The organism is Streptomyces sp. AMJ-169 (genome assembly GCF_055597585.1).
Genome location: NZ_JBVLTJ010000011.1, coordinates 135630 through 148523 on the forward strand (window position 1 = coordinate 135630; position 12894 = coordinate 148523).

Consider the following 12894-nt stretch of genomic DNA (forward strand, 5'->3'; position numbering starts at 1 on the left):
TCCCGGGGGCCGCCTTGATCACTTCGCTGGTGAAACCGTTAGCTGACGTTGACCGGTCAGCTGGCCTCGGCCGATTAGCTGACGTTGACCGCCGACCAGGCCGCCGCCACCGCGTTGTACTCGGTGCTGCCGGAGCCGTAGAGGGACGCGGCGGCGCTGAGGGTGCCGGTGCGGGCGCCGGCGTAGTTGGTGGTGGAGGTGAAGTACGTGGTCAGGGCCTTGTACCAGATCTGGACGGCCTTGGCGCGGCCGATGCCGGTGATCGTCGAGCCGTTGGACGTCGGGGAGTTGTAGCTGACCCCGTTGATCGTCTTGCTGCCGCTGCCCTCGCTCAGCAGGTAGAAGAAGTGGTTCGCCGGGCCCGACGAGTAGTGCACGTCGAGGTTCTTCAGCGACGAGGACCAGTAGTTGGCGGAGGAGCCGTCCTTGGAGGGCTGGTCCATGTAGCGCAGCGGGGTGCCGTCGCCGTTGATGTCGATCTTCTCGCCGATGAGGTAGTCACCGGGGTCCGAGGAGTTGGCCGCGTAGAACTCGACCGCCGTGCCGAAGATGTCCGAGGTCGCCTCGTTCAGGCCGCCGGACTCGCCCGAGTAGTTCAGGCCCGCGGTGTTGGAGGTGACGCCGTGGCTCATCTCGTGGCCGGCCACGTCCAGCGAGGTCAGCGGCTTGACGTTGCCGGTGCCGTCGCCGTACGTCATGCAGAAGCAGCTGTCGTCCCAGAACGCGTTGACGTACGCGTTGCCGTAGTGGACGCGGGAGTAGGCGGCGACGCCGTCGTTCTTGATGCCGCTGCGGCCGAAGGTGTTCTTGTAGAAGTCCCAGGTGGTCTGGGCGCCGTAGGCGGCGTCGACGGCGGCCGTCTGGTCCGTGGAGGAGCTGGAGGCCGCGCCGGTGCCCCACGTGTCGTCCGCGTCGGTGAACAGGGTGCCGGCCGAAGAGCTGGTCGAGCGGGCCTTGTTGTACGTCTTGTGGCCGCCGCGCGAACCGTCGGTCAGCTGGTACGTCGAGCCCGACAGGGTGGTGCCGAGGGTGACGGTGCCGGAGTACAGGCTCTTGCCGGTGCCGGTCTCGATGCCCTGCCACTCGTACAGCTTCTTGCCGGTGGCGGCGTCGGTGATGACGTGCAGCTGGTTCGGGGTGCCGTCGTCCTGGAGACCGCCGACGACCGTCTCGTAGGCGAGGGTCGGGGTGGAGCCGTTGCCGGCCCAGATGACCTTGGCGGGCGCGGCGTCCGCGGCGGTGTCGGCGGAGCCGGCCGCCTTGGCGAGGCCGACGGCCTGCTTCTCGACGGTGGTCGGGGTGACCTTCGGGGTGAGGCTGGCGACCTTGATGGCCTTGCCGGTCGCCTTCGTGACGCCCTTGGTGGCACCGGCCGGGGTCTGGTGGACGATCAGGTCGCCACCGAGGACCTTCAGGCCCGCGTAGGTCCGCTCGTAGCGGGTGTGCGTGGTGCCGTCGACGTCCTTGACGACGTCCTTGACGACGAGCGCCTCCTTGGTGCCGAGGCCTATCTCCTGGGCGGTCTCGGCGGCGTCGGCCTGCTTGTCCTTGACCAGCGCGACACGCGCGGAGTTGGTCAGGGCGAGCGGGGCCGCGGCCAGGGTGCGCTCCGCCTTGAGCGAGTCCGCCTTGGGTTCGGCGGCGCTGGCGGAGGTGAGCCCGGTGGTCAGCAGGGCTCCGGCGGCGACGGCGGTCGCGATCGCGAGGGTGGTCCGCTGGCGACGCGCGTAGAAGGGGGTCACACAAGCTCCTTGGTGGGGGAGTCCGGGTCCGGCGTGGGGCATACCGGCCGGGTTGGGTCGTGAAGTTGTGCGGCGGGTGAGGGAAGAGTTGCATCGAGGGCGCGTACATGTCAGGACCCGGACTCCATGTTGGCTGAAAGTCGTTCTTTTGGTGAACGTTTCAGCAATGTAAAGCGCCTTGACCTGAACCAAAGGCGAACAACAGGCGGGCAATGGCGTGGCAAAAAGAGGGCGCCTTGCTGGTGCTTGCGGCCTGAACGGCGGCTTTTCGGGGGCCTCTCAGGGAGTTCACCGGAAGGCCGGTCTACTGGCCGGTCACATCGGGGGGTTGGCCGAAAACCGCCCCCTCATCTGAAGGGTTGATGAGAGGGCGGTAAGACCGATTTCTGAGAGACGGGTAAATGAGGGGGGTTCAGGCCCGGTCCCCGTGCCACGAGTGCCACAGCGCCGCGTACGCCCCCTCGGCCGCCACCAGCTCCTCGTGCGTGCCCAGTTCGGTGACCGTCCCGCCCTCCATCACGGCCACCCGGTCCGCGTCGTGCGCGGTGTGCAGCCGGTGCGCGATCGCGATCACCGTCCGGTCCTTCAGCACGGCGGCCAGCGCGCGCTCGGTGTGCCGGGCCGTCGCCGGGTCCAGCAGCGCCGTCGCCTCGTCCAGGATCAGCGTGTGCGGATCCGCCAACACCACTCTCGCCAGCGCGAGTTGCTGCGCCTGCGAACCGTCCGGCTCGTGAACTCCCGTACCCAGCGCGGCGTCCAGCGCGCCGGGCAGCTCGCGCACCCACTCCGCCGCGCCCACCGCCTCCAGCGCCGTCCACAACTCCTCGTCGCACGCGCCGGGTTCGGCGATGAGGAGGTTGTCGCGGACCGTGCCGAGGAAGACGTGGTGCTCCTGCGTGACCAGCACGACCTGCCGGCGCAGCTGCTCGGGGCCCAGCGCCGACACGGGCACCCCGCCGACGGTCACCGTCCCCGAGGCCGGCGCGTCCACCCCGGCCAGCAGCCGGCTCAGCGTGGTCTTCCCCGCGCCCGACGGCCCGACGATCGCCAGCCGCTCGCCCGGCCGTACGGTCAGCTCCACCCCCCGCAGCACCTCACCGCCGCGCTCGTACGCGTACCCCACCCCGCGCACGTCGATCCGGTCGCCGTCCGGGACGGGCGCCTCCTCCCGCGCCGCATCCGGGATCCGGGCCAGCCCCTCGACGCGCGCGAACGACGCCGCGCCCGACTGGAACTGCTCGACCCGCGAGAGGATCTCGTCCAGCGGCTCGTAGAACTGCCGCAGATACATGGTCGCCGCGACCACCGCCCCCAGGCTCATCTCCCCGCGCGCGTGCAGCACCCCGCCGAGGATCAGCACCGCCGACACCGGCAGCACGTACGACACCTCGACGACCGGGAAGAACACCGACCGCAGATACAGCGTGTGCAGCCGGGTCCGCAGCGACTCGGCAACCGCCCTGCGGCTGACGGCGGTTCGCTCGCCGCCGAGCCGGAACGCCTCAACGGTCCGCGCCCCGCCCGCGGTTGAGGTGACGGCCTCGGACACCCCGGAGACCCCCGCGCCCTCCGCGAGATAACCGGCCCGCGCCCGGCGCAGATACCAGCGCAGCCCGCCCCAGACCGGCAGCAGCCCCACCACCCCGACCGCGCCCAGCAGCGGATCGACGAAGAACACCGCCCCCAGCATGAACAGCGCCTGCGCCCCGCTCACCAGCATCTGCGGCCCGGCATCCCGCAGCGTCGTCCCGACGGTCGCCACATCGGCCGTCCCCCGGGTGGTCAGATCCCCCGTCCCGGCCCGCTCGACGACCGCCGCCGGCAGCGCCAGCGCCCGCGCCACGAACTCCTCCCGCACCCGCGCCAGCGTCCGCTCCCCGAACCGGTGCGCCCCGTACCGCGCCCACCGCGCGAGCAGCAACTGGACGACGGCGGCGGCGACGAGCGCCAGCGCGAGCCGGTCGACGACTCCCGTCCCGGCCCCGCCGCGCACCTCGTCGATGATCCGGCCCAGCAGCCAGGGGCCGGCGAGGCCGGCGAGGGCGGCGAGGACGTTGAGGAGGAGGACGGCGGCGATCGCCTTGCGGTCGGCGCGCAGCAGTCTTTGGAGCGCGGAACGGACCTCGCGGACCCCGGCGACGGGCAACTGGCCGTCGGGAAGGGGGACTTGATCCGGCTTCTTGCGGCTCTGCACGGGAATGCTCACCGGACGGCCCCTTCTGTGTCCCGGGCCACCAGCCCCCGGTATTCCGGCACTTGGTCCAGCAGCTCCCGGTGCCGCCCGACCGCGACGACCCGGCCGTCCGCCACGTAACTCACCCGGTCCACCCGGTCCAGCACCAGCGGCGACGTCGTCGTCACCACGGTCGTCCGCCCCCGCCGCGCCGTCCCCAGCCGCCGCGCGATCGCCGCCTCCGTGTGCGCGTCCAGCGCGGACGTCGGCTCCACGGCGAGCAGCACTTCCGGATCGGCGAGCAACGCCCTTATGAGGCGCACCCGTTGGCGCTGGCCGCCGGAGAGGCTGCGGCCCTGCGCGGAGACGGGGGAGTCGAGGCCGTCGGGCAGTCCGCGCACGATGTCCTCGGAGGCCGCCGCCCACACCGCGCGGCTCAGCTCGTCGAGATCGCGCCCCGCCTCCCGCCCGGACACCATCTCCCGCAGCGTCCCCGCGAACAGGTCGGCCTCGTGATCGGCGACGAGGATCCGCTCCCGCACATCGGCGAGCGGCACCGCGTCGAGCCGTACGCCGCCCCAGGTCACGTCGGAGGGCAGATACCGCCCGAACCGGTCGACGATCGCGGCGGTGTCGGCCGGCTTGGCCCCCACAAGAGCCGTGAACTCACCTTCTGTAATGCGCACTTGGGACACCGGGTCGTACAACTCGGCCGGTCCCGGGGGCGCTTCGGCGGTCGGTTCGTCCGGGTCGGGCTCGACCGCCAGCAGCCGGACGACGCGGCGCGCGGCCACCACGCCCCGGCTCAGCTGATAGCCCATCTCGACCAGGAACGAGACCGGGGTCACCAGCACGGCCACGAATCCGTAGACGGAGACCAACTGGCCGACGGTGATGTCCCCTTGAGCGGCGAGCCGGGCGGCGAGCCAGGTGACCACGGCCAGGAAGAGGGTCGGCAGCCCGAGCCCGAGCGCCTGGATCCAGCTGGTCACCGCGCCCACCCGGTAACCCTGTTCGCGAAGCGCGGCCGAGTCGCGCCCGAACCCGTCCGCGAACAGCCCTTTGCCGCCAAGCCCGTTGAGCACCCGCAGCCCGCCCGCGAGATCCCCGATCCGGGCGGTGAGCGGCCGCTGCCGCTCGCGGTACTCGGTCTCCGCGCCCTGGAGCCGGGCCATCAACGGGCCCACCAGCACGCCGAGTACGGGCATCCCGAGCAGGACGACGGCCGCGAGCATCGGGGAGATGTCGAGGAGGAGGGCGGCGACGAAGACGTACATCACGATCGAACCGAGCCCCGGGCCCACGGCCGTCAGGGCGAACGCGATGGTCTGGACGTCGCCGACGCCGATGGTGACGACCTCACCGGCATTCGTGCGGCGCGGCAGCGCGGCGCCGAGGCGGATTGCCTGGCCCACGACCACCTTCACCGTACGGAAGTTGGCGTCCATGCGCAGCCGGGTCATCGTGCGGTGGCGCATGATGCTGAGCCACGCGTTGAAGGCACCGACCACGAACAGCGCGCCGCTCCACGCGGTCAGCGCCGTCAGGTCACCGGGGGCGAGACCGTCGTCGACGGCCTTGGAGATCATCCAGGGGGCGACCGCCAGGAGGATCATCCATACGATCCCGAGCGCGGCGCCGGTGAGCGCCCGTCCGGGCTGGCTGCGCACCAGCCACCACAGATAGCCGAAGCCGCCTTTGCAGCGGGGGGTCCCGGGATCCTCGTAAGCGTCGATCAACTTGCTCCCCCGTTGAGAATCGGAGAAGTCGCACGTTACCGAGGGGGCCGGGGGCTTGCCCATCCAATAAGTACCGGTCAACTGGACGCTGTCGCACTCCAGTTCGGCCGGATTCGCTTCGCCGGCGTCAGCGGACGTCGGCCGAGAACTTCACCTCGCCGTCCTGCCGGGCGACGACCCGTACGGTCTCCGCGTCCACGCGCTCCGCCTCGATCCAGCAGGGGGTCGCGAACTCGACGTACCGGTGGAAGGCGGACTCCAGGGTGAGCGCGGGGCGGCCGAGGGAGTGGGCGGCCTGGCGGGCGGCTTCGAGGAGGAGGAGGCCGGGGACGTGGTCCACGGGGTGGTCGAAGAACTGGGGGTGGGTGGGGTCGATGCGGAGTTGCCAGCGGTGGGGGGTGGTGTGGGGGGTGGCGTCTTGGGGCGGGGCGGTGTTGTGCGGCGGGGTTTCTTGGGTGGGGGTGTCGGTGTCTTGGGCCGGGGTTTCTCGTGCCGGGGTTTCTCGGGGCAGGGCGAGGAAGACGTCCTCCGGGCGGTGGCGGCCGACCTCCGCCGGGGATATCGGTGCGGGGGGTGTTGCCGCCGAGGCCATCGCCCCGTGGTCGTTGGCGAGTTCGCCGCGCAGCCGGGTGTAGATCGCCGGGGCCTGGATGGTGAAACGGGAGCGGGCGAGGGCTGCGGGGGCGCCGTCGCGCAGCAGCTCGACGTCCATCGTCAGCGCGGCCACCAGACCCCGTCTGCGGATCAAGTCATGGCAGCCCACCCGGAGTTCGGGGTGCACCCGCCCCGGGCGCAGCGCCTCGGGGCGGACCGTACAGTCGTACGTCTCCCAGACCAGGTGGTGGCCCTCCGGGATGTCGTACCCGGCGTGGGACAGCAGGGGGAAGAGCTGGCGGACCGTCTCGGTCACGAGCAGGGCCGCGTACGAGCCGTCGGGGGCCGTGTAAAAGGGGTGAGCGTCCGGCCAGTCGGCGGTGACTTCGAAGGTGTCGGGGGCCGGGGTGCGCCAGTGGGTCAGCAGGACTTCGGACGGGTCCTGCTTGTGGACGAGTCGTGGGGTGACGGAGTGGGTAGGGATGGCGGCCTGCGCCTGCTCCCTCACAAGGGTGGTCATGACAAAATCTCCCCGCCTCCGATAGGCATGGACACAGCAGTCAGCTGCACCTCACCAAAAAATAGAGTACGTTCTTTTTTTTGTCGAAGGGGCGAACGACATCAGGGAGAGAGTCGATGGCACGGCCCAAGCAGGAGCGGGCGATCCGCACCAAACAACAGATCCTTCTCGCCGCCGCCGAGGTCTTCGACGAGTACGGGTACGCCGGCACGAGCATCACCCGCATCCTGGAGCGGGCCGGCTCGACCCAGGGCGCGATGTACTTCCACTTCAAGTCCAAGGAAGACCTGGCCCGGGCGGTCATGGTGAACCAGGCCGAGGGGTTGGCCCTGCCCGAGCAGCCCGAGGGGCTTCAGCAACTCGTCGATCTCACCATGTACTTGGCCGTTGAGCTACAGCGGAACGTGCTGCTCAAGGCGGGGGTACGGCTGGCCGTCGAGCAGGAGGAGTCCGGGCTCAACGAGTACTCCGTGTACGAGATGTGGATCGACCAGTTCCGGCAGGAGCTGGAAGTCGCGCGCGAGCAGGGGGAGTTGCTGCCGGATGTGGAGGAGGAGGAGTTCGCGCGGGTGCTGGTCGCGAGCTTCACGGGGTCGCAAGTGATGGCGCAGGTGGCGACGAAGCGGGCGGATCTGCCGCAGCGGATCGCGGCGTTGTGGCGGTATTTGCTGCCGGGGTTGGCGCCTATGGGGGTGCGGCGGGGGTTGGTTGTGGATGTGGGGAGGGCGGGGGTTTTGGCGTAAGGGGGGTGCGTGAGGGGGGTGGGGGGGAAGTCGGGGCTGAGGGGGTGGGGTGGGGTCGCGGGACGGGGGCGCGGGCCGGTTTGTCGGGGGGAAGTGGCAAAGTCGGTGTGGTTGGGGGTGGGTTGGGGGGCGGGGGGTGATGGAGGGGGTGCGGCTGGAGGGGTGGGTTGCGGGGGTGGAAGTGACGGAGGGGGCGTGGTCGGGGTGGGGGCGCGGGTTGCGGGGGTGGAGGTGACGGAAGGGGCGCGGCTGAAGGGCGGGTCGCGGGGTGGAGGTGGCGGAAGGGTGCGGCTGAAGGTCGGGTCGCGGGGGCGGGAGTGACGGAGAGGGTGTGGCCGGGCGCGGGTCGCGGGGTGGAGGTGACGGAGAGGGCGTGGCCGGGGGGTGGGTCGCGAGGTGGAAGTGGCAAAGTCGGTGCGGCCTGAGGGTGGGGGCGTGGGGTGGGAAGTGACAAAGTCGGCGGGTCTTTTTCCCCGGGGCGTCCGAAATTTCTGTCGGCCCGTAGGATCGGCAAACTTGGACTGGCAGGCCGTGCGCGCGGCACCGGCCCCGGTGTCCGGGCGGCGCGTCTTCGTGGATCGGAGACGACAGTGACCCGACAGGAAAGGGCCGAGCGGACCCGCCGCACCGTGCTCGCGGCGGCGGCGACCGAATTCGCCGGGCACGGGTTCGCGGGGACTTCGCTGTCGCGGATCTGCGGGGCGGCGGGGGTGACCATGGGGGCGGTCACATTCCATTTCGCCACCAAGGCCGAGCTTGCGGATGCGGTGCAGGAGTGGGGGGTTGAGCTTACTTGTGCGGCGTTGGGGGTGGGGGGAGAGGGGGAGGTGGGGTTGGGGGGTGATGCCGGGGGTGGTTCTGGTGCCGGCGGAGGGGCGGGTGCCGGTGGAGGGGTGAGTGTCGGGGGCGGCTCGGGCTCGGCTTCCGGCTCGGGCGGCGGTTCCGGCGAGGCTTCTGGCTTGGGCTCGACTTTCGGCTCCGGCTTGGGCTCCGGCTCAGCTTCCGGCTTGGGCTGCGGTGGCTCCGGCGAGGCTTCTGGCCCCGGCTCGGGCTTGAGTTCCGGCGGCGGCTCCAGCTCCGGCTCGGCTTTCAGCTTGGTTCTGGGCTCGGGTGGCGGCTCCGGCGAGGCTTCCGGCTCGGGTTCAGCTTCTGGCTCCGGCTCGGGCTTGGATTCCGGTGATGGCTCCAGCTCGGGCTTCGGCTCCAGCTCGGGCTCCGGCTCGGGCTCCGGCGGCTCCGGCTCGGCTGTCGGCTCCGGCTCGGGCTTCGGCTCCAGCTCAGGCTCCGGCTCCGGCTCGGGCTTCGGCGGCTCCGGCTCGGCTGTCGGCTCCGGCTCGGGCTTGAGTTCTGGCGGTGGCTCCAGCTCGGGCTCGGCTTCCGGCTCGGGCCTGGGCTCCGGCGGCGGCTCGGCTGTCGGCTCCGGCTCCGGCTTGAGTTCCGGCAGTGGCAGTGGCAGTGGCAGTGGCTCGGGCTCCGGCAGTGGCTCGGCTTCGCGCTCGGGCTCGGGCTCGGGCTCGAGTTTCGCCAGCGGCTCGGCTTCGGGCTCCGGCTCCGACAGCAGCTCCGGCTCCCGTTCTGAATCCGGTCCGGGCGCTGAATCCGGCGAGGCTTCCGGCTGTGCCGACGGTTCCGGCGATGCCTCCGGCTCCGGCCGTAGCTCCAGTGCAGCTTCCGGCTCTGGCAGCGACTCCGGCTCTACTTCCGAGTCCAGCTCCGACGTCAACTCCGCTCCAGACCAAGCCTCTTGCTCCGCCCCCACCCTCAACTCCACTCCAGATCAAGGCACCTGCCCCGCCCCCACCCTCAACTCCGCCCTGGATTCCCCCTCCACCCTCACCGACGTCGCCGCCTTCACCCGTACCCTCGCTCGGCTGCTTCAGGACGAGATCGGGGTGCGGGCCGCCGCTCGGCTGACGTGGGACCGGCCCGGGACCCGGGACTGGTACGCGACCTGGCTGCCGCTGCTGCGCGGACTCGTCGACCGGGCCGACGACGAACTCGCCGCCTGGGCCTCCCCGCAGGCCGTCACCGCCCTCGCGCTGTCGGTCGTCGCCGGCGCCGAGGCGGTCATACGACTGGCCGAAATGCCGGGCGCTGGACCGGAGTTGGCGCCAGCGAGGCAGGCGGCGCTGGTGTGGGAACTGGCACTGAGCGGCCGGCCGGGGGAGAGGGTTTCTTGAGGCGCGGGGGCTTTGAACTCGGGTCGCTCTGAGGCGGAGGCGTTCTGAACTTGGGCTGCTTCCAGAGCGGGGCTGTCTTGGGCGTGCGCTGTTCTGAGTTTGGGTTGCTTCCAGAGCGGGGCCGTCCTGGGCGTGGGCCGTTCTGAGTTTGGGTCGCTCCAGGGCGGGGCTGTCCTGGGCGTGGGCCGTTCTGAGTTTGGGTCGCTCCAGAGCGGGGCTGTCCTGGGCGCGGCCGTTCTGAGTTTGAGTCGCTCCAGAACGGAGCTGTCCTGGGGCGCGAGCTGGTCCGAGCTTGGGTCGCTCTGCGGCAGGTCACTCTGGGATAGGGGCACGCTAAGCCGGGGGCGCGTTGAAGCGAGCGCTTGTCTCTGAGCCGGGGTCACCTCGAAGCGGGGCTCCTCCGAGCCTGGTCCCCGCCCCTTCCCGAACTCCGGCCCTCCCGACGCCGCTTCTCCTGGCGCCCGCCCCCTCCTTACTCCCGCCCCCCTGGCCCTCGCCCCTTCTAGCCCTCGCCCCTTCCTAGCTTCCGCTTCTCCCGGGCCCCGCCCCCTGGCCTCGCTCCTTCTTGGCCGCTGCCCCCCTGCCCCCCTGCCCCCCTGCCCCCCCTGGCCCCCTGCCCCCCCTGGCCCCCGCCCCCTGGCCCCCGCCTCTCCTGGCCCGCCCCTTCCCGAACCCCGGCCCTCCCAACGCCGCTTCTCCCGACCCCGGCCCTCTCCGGAGCCCGCCCCCCTCCTAACCCCCGCCCCCCCAAGCCTCCCCTCCCTTCGAAGTGCCCCGCCCCAAAGCACCCCCGCCCCCAAAGCACCCCCTCCCGCCAAAGCATCCCCGCCCCCAAAGCTCCCCTCCCGCCAAACACCCCCTCCCTCCAAAGCACCCCAAAAAACACCCCCCTCCCCCCGAAGCACCCCCGCCCCCACCCCTGACTGGCCGGTTTCCCCGGTAACTTGGCTAAGTCGTATCGGTCCAAGGGGTGGGGTTAAAAACAAAGAGACCGTTCTGTATTCTTTGAGGCGGCCTGGGGACAGCCTTGGCAAGTCGGCGTCGGCAACGGGGGTGCAGAGTGGACGACCTCTTCGGTCACCTGCCGCGCAGCGACCAGCGGCACTGGGCGGAGACCTACGTACGCGGACTGCGCACCGCACAGGGCCGCAAATCACCGCGCAACCTGGCGCTCGCGGCGACCGGTTCCCCCGACGCCGCCCACTCACTGCACCAGTTCGTCGGCAACAGCACCTGGGACTGGACCCCGGTCCGCAGCCGCCTCGCCCAGCACGTCGGCGCCCGCCTCGCCGTCCGCGCCCACGTCCTGCGCACCGTGCTGATACCGAAACGCGGAGCGCACTCCGTCGGCACCGCCCCCTACTTCGACATCCACTCCGGCCGCACCGTCAACGCCCAGCTCGGCGTGGGACTCTTCCTGTCCACCGGCCGCCGGGCGGTGGCCGTCGACTGGCGGCTGGTGCTCGACGACGAGTGGTGCGCCGACCCCGAACGCCGCCGCAGAGCGAAGCTCCCCGAGACGGCCGTACCCCGCCGCACCTGGCAGCAGGCCCTGTCCCTCGCGATCGGCGTGGCCGGCGACGGGCTGCCGGTCGTCGTCGACGCCCGCTGCGCCGAACAGCTCGCCCCGCTCGCGGCCGAACTCACCCGGCGCGGCACGGTGTTCCTCGCCGAGACCTGCCCCAGCCAGCGCGCCCTGCCACTGACCGGCGCCGCCCGCCCGATACGGCTGGACGCGCTGCCCTACGACGGGGACAGCACCGTCGCCACCGCCCTCGTCCGGCCCGTCGAGGGCAACGCGGCGGCGGCGCAGGTGCTCCGGCTGTGGCGGCTGCGCGCCCCGGGGCAGCCGATGCGGTACGCCGTCACCAACTCCCGTCAGCTGCCCGCCGGTTCGGTCCGCGCGCTGCTGCGGCACGCGGACGCCGCGCAGACGGCGCTCGAGGTGCTGGACGCCGACTTCGGGCTCTCCGACTTCGAGGGCCGCTCCTACCCCGGCTGGCACCGGCACATGACGCTCGCGTCCGTCGCCCACGCCCAGGCGGTCCTGCGCAGCTGCCCCGGGGAGCTGGCGCGCGGCGCCTGAATCCCCCACCACGTCAACTCTCCTGTCTCACCGACTTTTTGACGTTCTTCTGGACGTTCCGACCCGGAAGGGTGTGCCATGCCCGCGCTCCTGGAGTCACCCCCCGCCCGCGAGGCGGAACACCTGATCGGCCCGCTCTGCGCAGGTCTCTTCCCGTCGTTCTCCCGCGCCGGGCACCGGCTCAAGGGCGAGCAGTACCTGCGCGGACTGCTCACCACCCCGGGCCGCAAATCCGTCCGCAACATCGCCCGCGCGCTGGGCGATCCGGGCGCCGCCCAGCGCCTGCACCACTTCGTCTCCAACTCCCCCTGGCACTGGCAGCCCGTCCGCGAGGCCCTCGCCGCCCACCTCGCGAGCCTCGCCCCGCCGCGCGGCTGGGTCGTGCGCACCCTCCTCATCCCCAAGTCCGGCGACAAGTCGGTCGGCGTGCAGCGCCGCTTCGTGCCCGAGACCGGACAGACCGCCAACGGGCAGCAGGCGCACGGCCTTTGGTACGCCCGCGACGGCGTCGACGCCCCCGTCGACTGGTGCCTGAGCCCGCCCGGCGGCCGGGCCGTCGACCTCGGCCCCGGCCACCGCCCGGTCACGGCGATGCTGCGGGCCGGCACCCTCCCGTCCGCGCCGCTGCTGTGGGACGTACCGGCGGAGGACGCCACCGACGCGCTCCGCGCGCTCGACCGGCTCCCCGGCGCCGTACGCCTCGCGGGCACCGCCCCGCTGCGCACCCTCGGCCCCGGCACCGTCCTGCCCACCGAGCGCCTCGCCGCCGCGGCCCGCCCCTGCGAGGTCGCCCCCGGCCTGCGCGGCGCCCTCACCCGCGTCGCCCTCCCCGGCCCGCCGCCCGCCGACCCCCTCTGCCTGTACGCCCAGTGGCCCTACGACCGCCCCGGCCGCGCCGAGTACTGGCTGACCAACCTCCAGCGGCCCTGCCCCGCCGAACTCCACCGCCTGACCGCGCTCGCCGCCCAGGTCGCCCGCGCCGCCGCCCGCACCGGAGTCCGCGCCGGACTGCGCGACTTCGAGGGCCGCTCCTACGCCGGCTGGCACCGCCACATGACGCTCGCCTCGGCGGCGTACGCGGCACTCGCGCTGGGCGGCGCGCTGCCGGGCTGACCGG

At 72.0% G+C, this 12894-nt stretch carries 7 protein-coding genes and 2 pseudogenes; 5 read left to right on the forward strand and 4 right to left on the reverse strand.

Features of this window, described 5'->3' with window-relative positions:
• Window positions 1-74: 74 nt before the first annotated feature.
• From ACYUD3_RS26230 to ACYUD3_RS26245, 4 genes are all read right to left on the reverse strand, one after another.
• Entirely contained in the window at window positions 75-1742 is a 1668-nt protein-coding gene (locus tag ACYUD3_RS26230; RefSeq protein ID WP_470974506.1) for a M4 family metallopeptidase, read from the reverse strand.
• A gap of 412 nt (window positions 1743-2154) precedes the next feature.
• Entirely contained in the window at window positions 2155-3948 is a 1794-nt protein-coding gene (locus ACYUD3_RS26235) for an ABC transporter ATP-binding protein (protein WP_470974509.1), read from the reverse strand.
• A complete protein-coding gene (locus ACYUD3_RS26240; protein ID WP_470974512.1) occupies window positions 3945-5654 on the reverse strand; it encodes an ABC transporter ATP-binding protein in 1710 nt (569 codons plus the stop codon). Before ACYUD3_RS26240 ends, ACYUD3_RS26235 begins: the two co-directional genes overlap by 4 nt.
• Window positions 5655-5781: 127 nt before the next feature.
• Window positions 5782-6768 (reverse strand): AfsA-related hotdog domain-containing protein, encoded by a 987-nt coding sequence (locus ACYUD3_RS26245; RefSeq protein ID WP_470974514.1) that lies wholly within the window; start codon window positions 6766-6768, stop codon window positions 5782-5784.
• Between the two features lie 116 nt (window positions 6769-6884).
• Between ACYUD3_RS26245 and ACYUD3_RS26250 the strand changes: the two genes are divergently transcribed.
• From ACYUD3_RS26250 to ACYUD3_RS26270, 5 genes and pseudogenes are all read left to right on the forward strand, one after another.
• Complete coding sequence (locus ACYUD3_RS26250; RefSeq protein ID WP_470974517.1) at window positions 6885-7511, forward strand: ScbR family autoregulator-binding transcription factor; 627 nt, start codon at window positions 6885-6887, stop codon at window positions 7509-7511.
• Between the two features lie 629 nt (window positions 7512-8140).
• Window positions 8141-8269, forward strand: a pseudogene (locus tag ACYUD3_RS26255) (TetR family transcriptional regulator); the annotation flags it as partial.
• Window positions 8270-9403: 1134 nt separating this feature from the next.
• Window positions 9404-9691, forward strand: coding sequence for a hypothetical protein (locus ACYUD3_RS26260; RefSeq protein ID WP_470974980.1), 288 nt, complete (start codon window positions 9404-9406; stop codon window positions 9689-9691).
• Window positions 9692-10766: 1075 nt separating this feature from the next.
• Window positions 10767-11777, forward strand: a pseudogene (locus ACYUD3_RS26265) (IS701 family transposase); the annotation flags it as partial.
• 78 nt (window positions 11778-11855) lie between these two features.
• Window positions 11856-12890, forward strand: a complete 1035-nt coding sequence (locus ACYUD3_RS26270; RefSeq protein WP_470974521.1) for a transposase — start codon at window positions 11856-11858, stop codon at window positions 12888-12890.
• Window positions 12891-12894 lie beyond the last annotated feature (4 nt).